Origin of the sequence: Streptomyces sp. NPDC059900 (assembly GCF_050270335.1) — a bacterium.
In the GTDB taxonomy this organism is placed as follows: Bacteria; Actinomycetota; Actinomycetes; order Streptomycetales; family Streptomycetaceae; genus Streptomyces.
The window spans coordinates 1-15893 of sequence record NZ_JBNNJZ010000152.1; the positions used below are offsets into that span (position 1 = coordinate 1).

Genomic DNA, 15893 nt, shown 5'->3' on the forward strand with positions numbered 1-15893 from the left:
CGCCCTGTCACCGGCACGAATCACAAATGTCAGAAGCGGGGTAGACACTAATATGGCCCCGGTCGCGATGACCGGGGCCTTCTTCTCTGGAGCGAACGACGAGGTTCGAACTCGCGACCTCAACCTTGGCAAGGTTGCGCTCTACCAACTGAGCTACGTTCGCATTGCCTCCGACCAGCTTTCACTGATCGGCGCGGGCATCAGCCTACCGCACTCGAAAGAGTGGCTGGTCGGCGATGCAGAGCGGGTGACAGGAATTGCACACTGCGCCTTCCCCCTGGAAGGGGGATGTTCTACTACTGAACTACACCCGCAAGACTCCGTGAGGTTCGGGCCTTTCGGCCTTGCCCCTCGGCGTGTTCCAAACTCTAGCCGACCAGCGGGGGTGCAGGTCAAGTCGGTTGCCGAGGGGCCGCCCCGGCGGGGGTCCCGCCGAGGCCGGCGGGGCGGCCCTGCGCCGGTGGTCCGGCGTCAGTTCGCCGCTTCGAAGGCCTCGTAGACCTTCTTGGGGATGCGCCCGCGCGGCGGCACGTCCATCTGGTGCGAGCGGGCCCAGGCGCGGACCGCCGCCGGGTTCGCCGCCACCGTCGTGTGCTTGAAGGCCTTGCCGGACTTCGACTGCTTGCGGGCCGCGTCCAGGTACGGGGCAAGTGCCTTGCGCAGTTTCTTGGCGTTGGTTTGATTGAGGTCGATCTCGTACGACTTGCCGTCAAGACCGAAGGCGATCGTCTCCGCCGCATCCCCGCCGTCGATGTCGTCAGAGAGAGTGACCACGACACGCTGCGCCACGAATATCGGTCCCTTCGTGCGGCTCTACCGCGTTGACGTGCGGTGATGCCGACTGTCCGGCTGTTATGAGCACTGTTATGTGCAAAGCATCGGCTAATGCCATTTCCTTTGTACAGTGCCTGGCATTGCATTGTGAAGCCCGACTAAATCCGCCCGCGTGTCCGGACGCAATGGGGTTGCGTGATCTTTTCCTGGATTTTTCGCGAAGGTGCCCCGTTCGATACGTGAGTATGAGTCGGAACGTGACCGTCCTCACGTAGGTTTCTACGAATCTACGCGAGTAGAATTTTTGTGCGGGTAGTCTGAAGGGACCGCTCAGCCAGCACCACACACCGGGAGTGCCAGTGGCACGCGTCGTAGTCGACGTCATGCTCAAGCCGGAGATCCTCGACCCCCAGGGCCAGGCGGTGCAGCGTGCACTGCCGCGCCTCGGATTCAAGGGGATCGCCGACGTACGTCAGGGAAAGCGCTTCGAACTCGAGGTGGACGGGCCCGTCGATGACGCCGCCCTCGCCCGTATCCACGAGATGGCGGAAACCTTCCTCGCCAACACCGTGATCGAAGACTTCTTCGTAAAGGTGGAGGAAGAGAAGTGACTGCTCGAATCGGAGTCGTCACTTTCCCCGGAACGCTCGACGACCGCGACACCCAGCGCGCCGTCCGCGTCGCCGGCGCCGAAGCCGTGCCGCTCTGGCACCGGGACAAGGACCTGAAGCAGGTCGACGCCGTGGTGCTTCCCGGCGGATTCTCGTACGGCGACTATCTGCGGGCCGGGGCCATTTCACGGTTTTCGCCGGTCATGGAGTCGGTCATCGAGCAGGCGAAGGCCGGTATGCCGGTTCTCGGTATCTGCAACGGCTTCCAGGTGCTCACCGAGTCGCACCTGCTGCCCGGCGCGATGCTGAAGAACAACCACCTGCACTTCATCTGCCGCGACCAGAAGCTGCGCGTGGAGACGTCCGGCACCGCCTGGACCGCCGACTACGAAGCCGGTCAGGAAATCTCCGTACCGCTGAAGAACATCGACGGCCGCTACGTCGCCGATGAGCGGACCCTGGACATGCTGGAGGCCGAGGGGCGGGTCGTCTTCCGCTACTTGGACGTGAACCCGAACGGTTCGCTGCGCGACATCGCCGGTGTCTCGAACGCCGCGGGCAACGTCGTCGGCCTCATGCCGCACCCCGAGCACGCCGTCGAGCCGCTGATCGGGACCGGTGGCACCGACGGTCTGGGATTCTTCACCTCGATCCTGAAGAAGCTGGTCAACGTCTGATGACTCTGGACACCGTCAAGCACGCCGCCGAGACCCCCGAGGTCAAGCTTCCCTGGGCCGAACTGGGCCTGAAGGAAGACGAGTACGCCCGCGTACGCGAGATCCTGGGGCGCCGGCCCACCGGCGCCGAACTCGCCATGTACTCCGTCATGTGGTCCGAGCACTGCTCGTACAAGAGCAGCAAGGTCCACCTGCGCCAGTTCGGCGAGAAGGCCCCCGAGAACGACGCGATGCTCGTCGGCATCGGCGAGAACGCCGGCGTCGTCGACGTCGGCAACGGTTACGCGGTCACCTTCAAGGTCGAGTCGCACAACCACCCGTCCTACGTCGAGCCCTACCAGGGCGCGGCCACCGGTGTCGGCGGCATCGTCCGCGACATCATCGCGATGGGCGCCCGCCCGGTCGCGGTCGTGGACCCGCTGCGGATGGGCGCCGCCGACCACCCCGACACCCGGCGCGTCCTGCCCGGCGTCGTCGCGGGCATCGGTGGCTACGGCAACTGCCTGGGCCTGCCCAACATCGGCGGCGAGCTCGTCTTCGACGCCTGCTACCAGGGCAACCCGCTGGTCAACGCCGGTGCCATCGGCGTCATGCGGCACGAGGACATCCACCTCGCGAAGGCCAGCGGCCCCGGCAACAAGGTCATCCTCTACGGGGCCCGGACCGGCGGCGACGGCATCGGCGGCGCCTCGATCCTCGCCTCCGAGACCTTCGACGACACCAAGCCGTCGAAGCGTCCCGCCGTGCAGGTCGGCGACCCCTTCCAGGAGAAGCTCCTCATCGAGTGCACCCTGGAGGCCTTCGCCGAGAAGCTGGTCGTCGGCATCCAGGACCTCGGTGCCGCAGGCCTCTCCTGCGCGACCTCCGAGCTGGCGTCGAACGGCTCCGGCGGCATGCGCGTCGAGCTCGACGACGTACCGCTTCGCGACTCCACGCTCACTCCCGAGGAAATCCTCATGAGCGAGTCGCAGGAGCGCATGTGCGCGGTCGTCGAGCCCGACAAGGTCGAGCGCTTCCTCGCGATCTGCGAGAAGTGGGACGTCATCGCCACCGTCGTCGGTGAGGTGACCGACGGCGACCGCCTGGAGATCTTCTGGCACGGCGAGAAGATCGTCGACCTCGACCCGCGCACCGTCGCCCACGACGGCCCGGTCTACGAGCGCCCCTACGCCCGGCCGAAGTGGCAGGACGCCCTCCAGGCGGACGACGCCAACAAGCTGGCCCGCCCGGCGACTTCGGACGAACTGCGCGAGCAGGTCCTCGCGGTCGTCGCCTCGCCGAACCAGGCATCCAAGGCGTGGGTGACGGATCAGTACGACCGTTTCGTGCAGGGCAACACGGTGCTCGCGCAGCCCGAGGACTCCGGCATGGTCCGTATCGACGAGGAGTCCGGCCTCGGTGTCGCCCTCGCCAACGACGGCAACGGCCGCTACTCGAAGCTCGACCCGTACGCGGGCGCCCAGCTCGCCCTGTCGGAGGCGTACCGCAACGTCGCCGCGACGGGTGCCCGGCCGCTCGCCGTCTCGGACTGCCTGAACTTCGGTTCGCCCGAGGACCCGGACGTCATGTGGCAGTTCGCCGAGACCACCCGCGGTCTCGCCGACGCCTGCCAGATCCTGGGCACCCCGGTGACCGGCGGCAACGTCTCGCTCTACAACCAGACCGGCGAGGCGGCGATCCACCCGACGCCCGTCGTCTCGGTGCTCGGTGTGATCGACGACGTCGCGCGCCGCACGCCGATCGCGTTCGCCAAGGAGGGCCAGCTGCTCTACCTCCTGGGCGACACCAGCGAGGAGTTCGGCGGCTCGGCCTGGTCGCAGGTCGTCCACGACCACCTCGGCGGGCTTCCCCCGAAGGTCGACCTGGAGCGCGAGCGGCTGCTCGCCGAGATCCTCATCTCGGCCTCGCGCGACGGCATGATCGACGCCGCGCACGACCTGTCGGACGGCGGTCTCGCGCAGGCCGTCGCCGAGTCGTGCCTGCGCGGCGGGAAGGGCGCGCGCCTGGTCGTCCCGGACGGTCTCGACGCGTTCACCCTGCTGTTCAGCGAGTCGGCGGGGCGCGCGGTCGTCTCCGTCCCCCGCTCCGAGGAGCTGCGCTTCACCGACATGTGCGGGGCGCGGGGTCTTCCCGTGACGCGCGTCGGTGTGGTCGACGGTGACGCGGTGGAGCTCCAGGGCGAGTTCACGCTGCCGCTGGGCGACATCCGCGAGGCGTACGAGGGGACCCTTCCGGGGCTCTTCGCCTGATCCGTCGCTGATCCGCCTCTGATCCGATTCTGATCCACCCGCGAAGCCCCCGTCCGGTCTGCTGATCCGGACGGGGGCTTCGTCACGCTCACGGCCGGGGAAGAAGCCGCCCCGGTACCGTGACCTGCATGACTGACGAGCTGGGGCTGCGTGCGCGCAAGAAGAAGCAGACGGCCTCACGGATCTGGCGGGCGGCGGTGGACCTCTGCTCGGAGCGTGGCTTCGACCATGTCTCCGTGGCGGAGATCGCCGAGGCCGCCGAAGTGTCGAAGATGACCGTCTTCAACTACTTCGGCACCAAGGAAGGCGTCATCGTCAGCCCCATGGAGGAGCACGTCGGCGACGCGGCCCGCGCGGTGCGCGAGCGACAGCCCGGACAGTCCGCGGTCACCGCGCTGCGCGGGCAGTTCCTGGCGCAGATCAACGGCCGTGACCCCTCGATCGGCCTCGCCGGCGACCCGCGCGCTCTCAAGGTGCGCCAGCTCATCAGCGAGACGCCGACCCTCGCGCACCGCATGGTGGGCTTCCACATGCGCAGCGTCCAGCTCCTCGCGGACGCCCTCGCCGAGGAGACGGGCGACATGCTCCTGGCCCGGGTCGCCGCATCGCAGCTGATCGGCGCCCGCAACGCGCTCGTCGTCGAGAACCACCGGCGCACCCTCGAAGGCGACCCGCTGGAGGAGATCGCCAAGGACTGTGCCGCCTCCGCCGAGCGCGTCTTCGACCAGGTGGAAATGGGTCTCCGGGGCTACCCCGGGAAGAATTAGGCTCGGCCCATGCCACCGGCCAAGAAGCGCACCCGTTCGTACGACCCCGCCAAGATCCGCACCGCCGTGCTCGCCCAGTTCGGCAACGTACGAGAAGCGGTCGGCGCCCTGGAGCCCGGGCAGCTCGCCCTGCCGACCCGGCTCGGCGACTGGACCGTCCGCGAACTGGCCGCGCACCTGACGATGGCGCTCGGCGGCGCCACCCGCTTCCTCGCCATGCCGGAGCCCGCCGCCCGTGAAGTGGCGCTGCTCGACTGGCCGTCCGCGACCGCTTCGGCCGCCCGGCAGGTCGACGAGGCGTCGCGTGCCTTCGCCGCGCAGGAGGACCTGCCCGGGCTGTACGCGCGCACGCTCGCCGAGTTCGAGGAGGCGCTGCCCGGCCTGACGCAGGGGCGGCTCATGCCCACGCGGTTCGGCGCGATGACCCTGGACGACTTCCTGGTCACCCGGACCGTCGAACTCATCGTGCACACCGACGACCTGAACGACGCGGTGCCGGGCCTTGACGTCCCGTACGACCGCCAGGCCCTGGCCGCCTGCACCCGGCTGCTCGCCGACGCCCTCGCGGTGAAGGCGCCCGGCGGTGCCGTCGAGGTCAGGGTCCCGCCGTTCGCCGTGGTCCAGTGCGTGGAAGGCCCCCGGCACACCCGCGGCACCCCGCCGAACGTCGTCGAGACCGACCCGCTGACCTGGATCCGCCTCGCGACCGGGCGTACGGACTGGAAGACGGCCCTGGACGGGGCGAAGGTCAGTGCGAGCGGGGAGCGGGCGGATCTGGCGGGGCTGCTGCCGGTCATGAGCTAGCCGGGGGCCCTTGGAACGGCTGCTTCGCGGGCCGAGGGGAACCAGATCACCCACTTGCCCCGTCACAGCGGCATGCAGAAGCAACGACTGACTCCGACCGTCATGGCCCTGGCCGCCGCGGGCATGCTCACCGCGTGCGGCACCGAGACCGGATCCGGCAGCGGGTCCGTCGGGTCCCGGCCGAACCTCACCGGCGTCCACTGGAGCGTCGAGAGCGTCACGGTGAACGGCAAGAAGCAGCAGGCCCCGGGCGATGCGTACGTAAAGATCGGCGACAAGGGCAAGGCCGAGGGCAACTACGGCTGCAACGGCTTCACCGCGGACGTCTCGATGGACGGCGACTCCGTCGACTTCGCCAACGCCCTCTCCACCAAGAGGGGCTGCGACAAGCTGGACTTCGAGGATGCCCTCAAGGGCACCATCGCCAAGGGTGAGCTGAAGGCCGCGGTCGACGGCGACAAGCTGACGCTCACCACGGACAAGGGAGACCGCGTGTCCCTCACCTCGAAGCCGGACGCCCCGCTGACGGGCACGAAGTGGAACGTGAACGCCGTTGGTGACCGCGAGGCCGTGGCCCCCCTGCCGAAGGAAGTGGACGGCAAGGCCCATCTGACCTTCGGCAAGGACGGCACGGTCCGCGGCAAGCTCGGCTGCAACAGCGTCACCGCCAAGGCCGAGGTGAAGGACGGGCAGATCACCCTCGGCGCCCCCCGGACCACCCGGATGATGTGCCAGGGGGCCGAGGGGGAGACCGAGAAGAAGCTCCTCAAGCTGTTCGACGGCAAGGTGAGCTACCGGCTGAGCCACGACGGGCTCTCGCTCACCGCCGAGGACGGCACGGTCGTCAGCGCGAATGCCGACCTGAAGCAGGAGAAGCAGAAGTAGCGGCGGACCGGCGGGTGCGGGACTTCAGCAGGAACGCGCCGCCGAAGGCGAGCAGCAGGCCGCCGCCGACGGAGTAGGCGAGCGTGGTGTCGGAATCGCCGCCGGTCTCGGCGAGTTCGGTGGAGTTGCCCGCGGGGCGCGCGTCGGCGGGGGCCTCGGCGGCCTTCTCCGGTGCGGCGTCGGCGGGCTCGTCCTGTACGGGCCCGGCGGCCTCCGCAGGCTTCGCTGCCTTCGCCGGGGCCGCCACCCCGTCCAGGCTCACCTTCACCGTCGCCGTTTCGGCGCCCGCCTTCACGACCTCGACCTCGACCTTGCGGGCCTTGTCCGTCAGCTTCGCCCCCGCCCCCAGCGCGTCCGCGTCGGCCGGGGCGTCGCCGCCGGTGGACTCGTCGGCGTCCGGGGTCGGGTCGACGAGCGCCGACTTCGCGTAGTCCCCGTCCGGCACCCGGTAGGCGTGCACGCCCTGGATCTCGCCGTCGAGGGTGCCCGACTCGTGCCGCAGCTCCACGACCAGGCGGTCGTCGCCCAGCGGGATGTCGACGGCACGGACCCCGCTGCCGTTCCCGTACAGCGGGCGCAGGGTGTAGGTCGCCGACTTGTCGGGCTTCGCCACTTCGCCGCCCGTCAGCCACTTGTTGTGCAGGAGCTCGGGCGAGGTGAGCCCGGCCTCCCAACCGCCGCCGCCCATCGGGGTCTTGTGGCTGGTGCCGTCCTCCTTGCAGCCCTCGCCGAGGTCGCCGTCGGGGCAGCGCAGGCGCATGTGGTGGCTGTAGCCGAAGTTGTGGCCGAACTCGTGGACCAGGGCCGTCATCGACATCTTGGCGTCGGCGCCGATCGGCATCCAGGTGGTGCCGCCGCCGACGGTGCCGAGCGCGAGCCAGTCGCAGCCGGCCTTCTCCGAGGGGAAGACGAGCGACAGATGGTCGTAGCTGTCCTCGGGGACGCCCTTCGCGGCCAGTGCCTTGCGCGTCAGGTCGTTGATCTTGCCGGTGTCGCAGCCGGTGGCCGCGAGATCGATGTCGACGGGCCCGGTGACGCCGTCGCCCTCGGCGGCCTTGAAGGTGGTCGCCCCGCCGGTGACCTCGTTGTAGTACGAGGTCAGGGAGCCTTTGGCACCGAAGTAGTTGTCCTTCAGGGCGGTTTCGAGCTTGCCCGCGTCCGGGATCCGGCTGTCCGTGAAGTTGACCATGGCGACCTGGACGCGCCGCTCCGGTTCGTCGGCGGCGGGCGCGGGCGCGGCGGCGGCAGCGGTCAGGGCGGCTGCCACGGCGGCCGGAACGAGGCAGAGGCGCGGGGACGGCTTCATGGGGGACCTTCCGGGTGGGGGATCGCGCGGACCTGGAGATCAACTGGGGCGCGCGCGAGGCACGCTAGCGATCACATCGGTCCGCGCGAACCCCTCGGAGGGCTTCTTAGGCCGCGCTTAAGGCTCAGTTCAGGCAGCGGGGTAAGGCAGCAGCTCCTTGTCCGTCTTCTCCCAGGCCGCCTTCAGCTCGGCGAGCAGCTTCGGCTCGTCCGGCGCCCGGTCGGCCTGCTCCCGCTGATCCGCGGCGAGGTCGAAGAGCTGGTCCTTGCCGCCCTTGCCCCGGTAGTACTTCCAGTCGCCGCGCCGCAGCGCACGCTCCCCGCGCACCCGCCAGAACAGCTCCCGCTCGGCGAGCTTCTCGCCCTTCAGGAGATAGGGCGCGAGGCTGGTCCCGTCGAGCTCGTACGCGGGATGCGGCCTGGCCCCGCCGATCTCCAGGAGCGTCGCCGTCCAGTCCGGGGTGAACACGGGCTCGTGGCTGACCTGCCCGCCGTCGAGCCGCGCGGGCCAGCGCACGATGGTCGGCACGCGGATACCGCCCTCCTGGAGCGAGGACTTGTTGCCGGAGAGAGGCCAGTTGTACGAGAAGCGCTCGCCGCCGTTGTCGGAGGCGAAGAAGACCAGGGTGTCCTTCTCCTGCCCGGACTTCTTCAGGGCCTTGAGCACCTCGCCGACCGACCGGTCCAGGTCTTCCACCATCTCCGTGTACTTCTCCACGGAGCCGCCGTCCTGGTGCCAGAGCGCGCCCTTCTCGCCCGCCTTGATCCGCCGTACGATCTCGGCGCTCTCCTCGGTGTCCCCGTCGGCTATCCACGGCCAGTGCGGCGTCGTGAAGTTCAGATTGAGCAGCCAGGGCTTGTCCCCGTGGTCCCGCCGCACGTACTCGCTCGCCCGCTCGGTCAGGATCCGCGTGTAATAGCGCAGGTCTTTGTACTCCGCGTCGCCCTCCCGGACGTCGCCCGCGTAGAGGTCGTACTCCCCGCCGAGCCCCAGCTTCGAGTAGTACTCAAGAGCCCCGCCGAAGTTCCCGAAGAACTCGTCCCAGCCCGACTTCGTGGGCGAGTAGTCCGGCAAATACCCGCAGTGCCACTTCCCGATGAGCGCGGTCGAGTACCCGGCGTCCTTCAGGAGCGAGGCCAGCGTGGGATGCGTCGGCTCCAGGCCGGCCGACTTGTCCGCGATCGGCTCCGCGAGCCCGCCCTTCGTACGCCCCGGATAGCGCCCCGTGTAGAGGCTGAAGCGGGTCGGCGAGCAGGTCGCGGACCCGGCGTAGGCGTCGGTGAACCGCACGCCCTGGCGGGCCAGGCGGTCCAGGTTCGGGGTCTTGATGTGCGGCGACCCGTACGAGGAGAGGTCGGCCCAGCCCAGGTCGTCGCCGAGGATGAACAGAATGTTCGGCCGCCGTGTACCTCTGCGAGGGACGGCACGGAAGGGGCGCTCGACCGGCGTCCGGCCGTGGGCGTCCCCGGCGGAAAGACCGACCGCCGCTGCCGCGCCGGCACCGATGGCGCCGCTGAAGGTACGCCGGGACAGAGAGGGCTCGTACGAAGTCACTGCTTCTCCAGGATGAAACGGGGATGAATCCCCCCACCCACCACGCCTGCACGCCTGCCGTGCAGCGGCGTGCCGCCCGCGGCGCGTCGGCAGGCGGCTGCGACCGGCGAGAGGCCGGTCGGGCAGCGACGAACGGAAATCGGCGCATCGGACTTCAGGCGCGCCAGGGGGGGGAGAGGTAACGGTTGCCGAGGTGCTCCGCGGCTCTGTTCAGGCGCCGTCGCAACAGATGGCGCTCGCGACACGGACCAGGTCGACGTGGCGGCGCTCCACAAGGGTGGCCGAGGGGTCACCGAGGGGCGGCAGGGGCATGGACCAGGAGCTTCACGGGACCCGCGCGCCCCTGTCAACGCTTCCGCTCACCTGTTCACAAGGGCGTAGCACTCCACGTACGCCCCGGTGGTGTCATCACGCTCCGTGCGGGGCCCGTATCCCCAATTCGGACCAGTGGTCGATCTCGCCTACACTCGATGTCGTGCCACGTGGTGACGGTCGACTCAATCATGATCTGCTCCCCGGCGAGAAGGGCCCCCAGGACGCTTGCGGCGTCTTCGGTGTCTGGGCTCCGGGTGAAGAGGTCGCCAAGCTCACATACTTCGGGCTGTACGCCCTTCAACACCGAGGCCAGGAGTCCGCGGGAATCGCGGTCAGCAACGGTTCCCAGATCCTTGTCTTCAAGGACATGGGGCTCGTCTCCCAGGTCTTCGACGAAACCTCTCTCAGCTCGCTCCAGGGTCATATCGCGGTCGGTCACGCCCGCTACTCGACCACCGGAGCCTCCGTATGGGAGAACGCCCAGCCGACGTTCCGTGCCACCGCGCACGGCTCCATCGCGCTCGGGCACAACGGCAACCTCGTCAACACGGCGCAGCTCGCCGAGCTGGTCGCCGACCTGCCCAAGGAGAACGGCCGCGCGACCCAGGTCGCCGCGACCAACGACACCGACCTGGTGACGGCTCTCCTCGCGGGCCAGGTGGACGACGACGGCAAGCCGCTGACCATCGAAGAAGCCGCCACCAAGGTCCTCCCGGACGTCCAGGGCGCCTTCTCTCTCGTCTTCATGAACGAGCACACGCTGTACGCGGCGCGTGACCCGCAGGGCATCCGCCCGCTGGTCCTCGGCCGCCTGGAGCGCGGCTGGGTCGTCGCGTCGGAGTCCGCGGCGCTCGACATCTGCGGCGCCAGCTTCGTCCGCGAGGTTGAGCCCGGCGAGTTCATCGCGGTCGACGAGAACGGACTGCGAACGTCCCGATTCGCGGAAGCGAAGCCCAAGGGCTGTGTCTTCGAGTACGTCTATCTGGCGCGCCCCGACACCGACATCGCCGGCCGGAACGTCTACCTCTCGCGCGTCGAAATGGGCCGGAAACTCGCCGAGGAAGCCCCGGTGGAGGCCGACCTCGTCATAGCGACCCCGGAGTCCGGAACGCCCGCCGCGATCGGTTACGCGGAAGCCTCCGGCATCCCCTTCGGCGCCGGTCTGGTGAAGAACGCCTATGTGGGCCGGACCTTCATCCAGCCCTCGCAGACGATCCGCCAGCTCGGCATCCGGCTGAAGCTGAACCCCCTCAAGGAAGTCATCAAGGGCAAGCGCCTGGTCGTCGTCGACGACTCGATCGTGCGCGGCAACACCCAGCGCGCCCTGGTCAAGATGCTCCGCGAGGCCGGCGCCGCCGAGATCCACATCCGGATCTCCTCGCCGCCCGTGAAGTGGCCCTGCTTCTTCGGCATCGACTTCGCCACCCGCGCCGAGCTCATCGCCAACGGCATGACGATCGACGAGATCGCCACGTCCATGGGCGCCGACTCGCTCTCGTACATCTCCATCGACGGCATGATCGAAGCCACCACCATCGACAAGCCGAACCTCTGCCGCGCCTGCTTCGACGGCGTGTACCCGATGGATCTGCCCGACCCCGAGCTGCTCGGCAAGCAGCTCCTGGAGACGGAGCTGGCCGCCGGTCCGGCGTCCACCGCTGCGGCCGACGCGATCCGTCGCCCGTAAGCCCCGTAGTAACGACACGAAAGTTCTCACCCCACATGTCTGAGACCACTGGTGCCAGCTACGCCTCCGCGGGCGTCGACATCGAGGCGGGCGACCGCGCCGTCGAGCTGATGAAGGAGTGGGTGAAGAAGACGAAGCGCCCCGAGGTCCTCGGCGGCATCGGCGGCTTCGCCGGACTCTTCGACGCCTCCGCCCTCAAGCGCTTCGAGCGCCCCCTGCTCGCCTCCGCCACCGACGGTGTCGGCACGAAGGTCGACATCGCCCGCCAGCTCGGCGTGTACGACACCATCGGGCACGACCTGGTCGCGATGGTCATGGACGACATCGTGGTGTGCGGCGCCGAGCCGCTCTTCATGACCGACTACATCTGCGTCGGCAAGGTCCACCCCGAGCGCGTCGCGGCCATCGTGAAGGGCATCGCCGAGGGCTGTGTGCTCGCGGGCTGCGCTCTCATCGGTGGCGAGACGGCCGAGCACCCCGGCCTCCTCGGCCCGGACGACTTCGACGTCGCGGGCGCCGGAACGGGCGCGGTCGAGGCCGACCGCGTGCTCGGCCCCGATCGCATTCGTAAGGGTGACGCGGTGATCGCCATGGCGTCCTCCGGTCTTCACTCGAACGGGTACTCGCTCGTCCGGCACGTGGTCTTCGACCGCGCGGGCTGGGCCCTGGACCGCCAGGTCGAGGAGTTCGGCCGGACGCTCGGCGAGGAGCTCCTGGAGCCCACCAAGATCTACTCCCTGGACTGCCTGGCGCTCACCCGCACCACGGACGTCCACGCCTTCAGCCACATCACGGGCGGCGGCCTCGCGGCGAACCTCGGCCGGGTCATCCCGGACGGCCTGCACGCGATCGTCGACCGCGAGACGTGGACGCCCGGCGCGATCTTCGACGTGGTCGGCAAGGCCGGTCAGGTCGAGCGCCTGGAGCTGGAGAAGACGCTGAACATGGGCGTCGGCATGATGGCGATCGTCCCCGAGGAGTCCGCGGACGCGGCCCTCACGACCCTCGCGGACCGCGGCGTGGACGCCTGGATCGCCGGTGAGATCACCGAGCGCGGCGACCACACCGAGGGCGCGGCACTGATCGGTGACTACTCCGAGTAGGCCGGTGAGCTGCCCGCGAGAGCAGCACAAAACCCGGTCCGGTGTGGTGACCACCCCGGACCGGGTGAAGTGCAGTTGCTACGAGAACTGCGAATGCTGCAAGTGCTGCGAATGCAACGAGGTCAAGCGCCGCGGCGCTGCGACGAAGGACCTGACTCGTCGGAGTCGTCGTCCTCGTCGTCGTTATACAGATCCGCGTACTGGGCGTACGGGTCGTCTTCCTCGTCGTCGTCCTCGAACGGCTCGCCATTCGGCGGCTGTTGCGAAGTCGAAGCGCCCAGCTCATTGGCCAGACGCGAGAGGTCAGTCCCGCCGCTGCTGTACTTCAGCTGGCGGGCGACCTTCGTCTGCTTGGCCTTTGCCCGGCCGCGCCCCATGGCTCGACCCCCTCGGATATGGGGCTTGGTGACCCCAGAGTCTTGACACGCGTTCATGATCAGGAACGGGCTCTCCGTGGAGAGGCCGGTCCGTAGGGCTTCCACGGTACCTGCTCCTGCGGCCATACGGTACGTCGCCCGCAGGACGCGCCTCGGCGCAGAACCCGCGAGGAGCCCTGTCCTCGCTGGTCAACTGCGATTTTAACCTCTTCTTGCCGGGCGACCCGCCGACGGGGGTGAGTCTTGTCTCTCGCGCACGTCGGCGGGGCCCTCCGAGGGGGCTTACGGGGTCAGGGGCGACGGGCCTCCGCCATCCGCTGTTCGGCGATCCTGTCGGCTGCGGCAGCCGGCGGAATACCATCCGTCTTTGCGCGAGCGAATATGGCAAGAGTGGTGTCGAAGATCTTTGACGCCTTCGCCTTGCACCGGTCGAAGTCGAAGCCGTGCAGCTCGTCGGCGACCTGGATCACGCCGCCCGCGTTCACCACGTAGTCGGGCGCGTAGAGGATCCCGCGATCGGCGAGGTCCTTCTCCACGCCCGGGTGCGCGAGCTGGTTGTTGGCAGCGCCGCAGACCACCTTCGCGGTGAGCACCGGCACGGAGTCGTCGTTCAGGGCGCCGCCGAGCGCGCAGGGGGCGTACACGTCCAGGCCCTCGACCCGGATCAGCGCCTCGGTGTCGGCGACGGCCGTCACGGACGGGTGCTTGTGGGTGATCCGGTTCACGGACTCCTCGCGCACATCGGTGATCACGACCTCGGCGCCGTCCGCAAGGAGGTGCTCCACGAGGTGGTGGCCGACCTTGCCGACGCCCGCGATACCGACCTTGCGCCCGCGCAGCGACGGGTCGCCCCACAGGTGGTCGGCGGAGGCGCGCATGCCCTGGAAGACACCGAAGGCGGTGAGCACGGACGAGTCGCCCGCGCCGCCGTTCTCGGGGGAGCGGCCCGTCGTCCAGCGGCATTCGCGCGCGACGACGTCCATGTCCGCGACGTACGTGCCGACGTCGCACGCCGTCACGTAGCGGCCGCCGAGCGAGGCCACGAAGCGGCCGTAGGCGAGCAGGAGCTCCTCGCTCTTGATCTGCTCCGGGTCGCCGATGATCACGGCCTTGCCGCCGCCGTGGTCGAGACCGGCCATGGCGTTCTTGTACGACATCCCGCGCGCGAGGTTCAGCGCGTCCGCGACGGCGGCTTCCTCGCTCGCGTACGGATAGAAGCGGGTGCCGCCGAGGGCGGGGCCCAGGGCGGTGGAGTGGATGGCGATGACGGCCTTGAGGCCGCTGGCACGGTCCTGGCAGAGCACTACTTGCTCATGGCCCCCCTGGTCCGAGTGGAACAGGGTGTGCAGGACGCCGTTGTCTGCTTCGGTCACGGTGGTGACTCCCGGTCAAGTGGCGGCGGTTAGGCGGGCGCCCGTGCGGGTGGCGGGGCCCGTTGGGCATGAGACTAGAGCCTGGGAGAACCCGCTGACCGCGCAGTGCCGAGGATCACCCTCTCCTGTCGCGCTGGAAGCACGATGGAGTTCGGCCATGGCACGATTTGCAGTGTTTTCCAGCCGGTAGGCGGGGGAGGGAGCAGCCGTGCCCAAGGTGTCTTCATTGGTTGTCCCGTACGCGTCCTACTTGCGCGTTTATGAGCCGCTCGCCGCCTTCCCGGAACCCGAGCGCGGCCACTGGGCGCGCTACGCGCGTCGCGCCGACCGTCCCTCGTACCAGGACGAACTGCGGCGGTCCCTGGCTGACTTGCTGCCCACACCCCCCGTCCCCGTGCCGGTGCACGAGAGCAGCGACGCGTTCGTGGTGGAGGCCGACGGTGTGGTGTGCGTCTGCCCCTGGCGGACCCGGCTGCGCGGCTGGCAGGCCCTGGGGGAGCTGCCGGGCCAGCTGCCGACGCCGGTCCTGGACGCGGTCCTGCCGCCGGTGGTGCGCCGCCAGACGGCCGCGGACTACGAGCAGTGGCTCGCCAGGAACCCCGACGCCCGCCCCTGGATCCGTACGTCGACGTGGCAGGTGCCGCTGAACTGGTTCGTGCTCGTCTCGGACGAGGAGCGTCAGTTCGAGAAGGGGTACGAGAAGGGGCGCGAAGAGGGCGGGGCGGGCGAGGAGGTGCCCTGCGCGCCCGTTCTGCGCTACCGCACGCCGATGGTGCAGGCGCGGCGCAGGGTGGCCCGCGGGCTCAGGACGCTGCGGGACACGATCGACGACGGGCCGCTCGTCGACGGGCTCATGGACGTGGGCCGGTGGCTCGAGGAGTTCCATCCGCGCTCCCTGGTCGAGCTCGACTACGGCGGGCTCGTGCACGCCCTGTCCGAGGAGCAGCTCGACGAGGACCACTCGGCGGCGGATGTCGCGGAAGGAATCGAGGCGCTGCGCGACGGCGACGGCGAGGGGGCCGGCGAGGCGTATGCGAGGCTCATGGAGCGATGGAAGGCGGTCCGGGACCGTCAGTTCTCGAACTGAGCGTCAGCCGGTCCGTCCGTAGGTCATCCCGCAGTCTTCGTCCCGTCAGGCGTCCCGTCATCCATACGCGGCGCCTACACAGGACGTTGGTCCCGATCCGGGCTTTTGTGTCAAGCGTGACGGACCGCACTTACTGCGCCCTTGCGCCCAACACCCACCCTCGTGCCAAAATAGGACAAGGAGTCCGGGGAGGGCTCCTTCCGTCCATGTCTGGGCGGAATACTCAGCATTGCACGCTAATGGGGGGTCTGTTGACTCCTGATCGCTCTGTGACTGATCGTCACTGTGGCGTCACTGTCCGCTATGGCATGGTCCATCGGCTTC

Annotated in this window: 15 protein-coding genes and 2 tRNA genes; 9 read left to right on the top strand and 8 right to left on the bottom strand. The window is 69.1% G+C overall.

Translation table 11 applies throughout. The features are described from left to right. Positions 1 to 87: 87 nt before the first annotated feature. From ACQKIP_RS20880 to ACQKIP_RS20890, 3 genes are all read right to left on the bottom strand, one after another. Positions 88 to 163: transfer RNA gene (locus tag ACQKIP_RS20880), tRNA-Gly, on the bottom strand. A 79-nt stretch (positions 164 to 242) separates the two neighbouring features. Beyond that, positions 243 to 314, bottom strand: a tRNA-Gly gene (locus tag ACQKIP_RS20885). A gap of 157 nt (positions 315 to 471) precedes the next feature. Beyond that, entirely contained in the window at positions 472 to 789 is a 318-nt protein-coding gene (locus ACQKIP_RS20890) for a histone-like nucleoid-structuring protein Lsr2 (protein WP_344522189.1), read from the bottom strand. A gap of 344 nt (positions 790 to 1133) precedes the next feature. On the opposite strand from ACQKIP_RS20890, the gene purS reads away from it, so the two are divergent. The 6 genes from purS to ACQKIP_RS20920 all read left to right on the top strand — a co-directional run bounded on the left by purS (position 1134) and on the right by ACQKIP_RS20920 (position 6767). Then, positions 1134 to 1385 (top strand): phosphoribosylformylglycinamidine synthase subunit PurS, encoded by a 252-nt coding sequence (gene purS / locus ACQKIP_RS20895; RefSeq protein ID WP_135332092.1) that lies wholly within the window; start codon positions 1134 to 1136, stop codon positions 1383 to 1385. Beyond that, a complete protein-coding gene (gene purQ, locus ACQKIP_RS20900; protein ID WP_365861476.1) occupies positions 1382 to 2062 on the top strand; it encodes a phosphoribosylformylglycinamidine synthase subunit PurQ in 681 nt (226 codons plus the stop codon). The genes purS and purQ overlap by 4 nt, the downstream gene beginning before the upstream one ends. Beyond that, a complete protein-coding gene (gene purL / locus ACQKIP_RS20905) occupies positions 2062 to 4311 on the top strand; it encodes a phosphoribosylformylglycinamidine synthase subunit PurL (protein ID WP_365861477.1) in 2250 nt (749 codons plus the stop codon). Before purQ ends, purL begins: the two co-directional genes overlap by 1 nt. A gap of 128 nt (positions 4312 to 4439) precedes the next feature. Further along, positions 4440 to 5078, top strand: coding sequence for a TetR/AcrR family transcriptional regulator (locus tag ACQKIP_RS20910; RefSeq protein WP_365861479.1), 639 nt, complete (start codon positions 4440 to 4442; stop codon positions 5076 to 5078). Positions 5079 to 5087: 9 nt separating this feature from the next. Further along, a complete protein-coding gene (locus tag ACQKIP_RS20915) occupies positions 5088 to 5882 on the top strand; it encodes a maleylpyruvate isomerase family mycothiol-dependent enzyme (RefSeq protein WP_365861480.1) in 795 nt (264 codons plus the stop codon). 72 nt (positions 5883 to 5954) lie between these two features. Further along, entirely contained in the window at positions 5955 to 6767 is an 813-nt protein-coding gene (locus ACQKIP_RS20920; protein WP_365861482.1) for an META domain-containing protein, read from the top strand. Here ACQKIP_RS20920 and ACQKIP_RS20925 read toward each other — a convergent pair. The 3 genes from ACQKIP_RS20925 to ACQKIP_RS20935 form a co-directional block, all read right to left on the bottom strand. Continuing rightward, a complete protein-coding gene (locus ACQKIP_RS20925; RefSeq protein WP_365861483.1) occupies positions 6727 to 8073 on the bottom strand; it encodes a hypothetical protein in 1347 nt (448 codons plus the stop codon). The genes ACQKIP_RS20920 and ACQKIP_RS20925 overlap by 41 nt on opposite strands. Before the next feature lie 129 nt (positions 8074 to 8202). Continuing rightward, positions 8203 to 9627, bottom strand: a complete 1425-nt coding sequence (locus ACQKIP_RS20930; RefSeq protein ID WP_365861484.1) for a sulfatase family protein — start codon at positions 9625 to 9627, stop codon at positions 8203 to 8205. Positions 9628 to 9837: 210 nt separating this feature from the next. Then, positions 9838 to 9939 carry a putative leader peptide gene (locus tag ACQKIP_RS20935; RefSeq protein WP_365861486.1) on the bottom strand — a complete coding sequence of 34 codons (102 nt, stop codon included), beginning with the start codon at positions 9937 to 9939 and terminating at the stop codon, positions 9838 to 9840. Between the two features lie 163 nt (positions 9940 to 10102). Between ACQKIP_RS20935 and purF the strand changes: the two genes are divergently transcribed. Further along, positions 10103 to 11629 carry an amidophosphoribosyltransferase gene (gene purF, locus ACQKIP_RS20940; protein WP_365861487.1) on the top strand — a complete coding sequence of 509 codons (1527 nt, stop codon included), beginning with the start codon at positions 10103 to 10105 and terminating at the stop codon, positions 11627 to 11629. A 35-nt stretch (positions 11630 to 11664) separates the two neighbouring features. Further along, complete coding sequence (gene purM, locus ACQKIP_RS20945) at positions 11665 to 12732, top strand: phosphoribosylformylglycinamidine cyclo-ligase (RefSeq protein WP_365861488.1); 1068 nt, start codon at positions 11665 to 11667, stop codon at positions 12730 to 12732. Between the two features lie 122 nt (positions 12733 to 12854). Here the strand turns inward: purM and ACQKIP_RS20950 are convergent, their stop codons facing one another. Both ACQKIP_RS20950 and ACQKIP_RS20955 read right to left on the bottom strand, forming a co-directional pair. Then, a complete protein-coding gene (locus tag ACQKIP_RS20950) occupies positions 12855 to 13109 on the bottom strand; it encodes a DUF3073 domain-containing protein (RefSeq protein WP_365861490.1) in 255 nt (84 codons plus the stop codon). A 290-nt stretch (positions 13110 to 13399) separates the two neighbouring features. Then, positions 13400 to 14482: a Leu/Phe/Val dehydrogenase gene (locus ACQKIP_RS20955; RefSeq protein WP_365861491.1), complete on the bottom strand. Its 1083-nt coding sequence runs from the start codon at positions 14480 to 14482 to the stop codon at positions 13400 to 13402. A gap of 208 nt (positions 14483 to 14690) precedes the next feature. On the opposite strand from ACQKIP_RS20955, the gene ACQKIP_RS20960 reads away from it, so the two are divergent. Further along, positions 14691 to 15569, top strand: a complete 879-nt coding sequence (locus ACQKIP_RS20960; protein WP_365861492.1) for a hypothetical protein — start codon at positions 14691 to 14693, stop codon at positions 15567 to 15569. Positions 15570 to 15893: the final 324 nt, after the last annotated feature.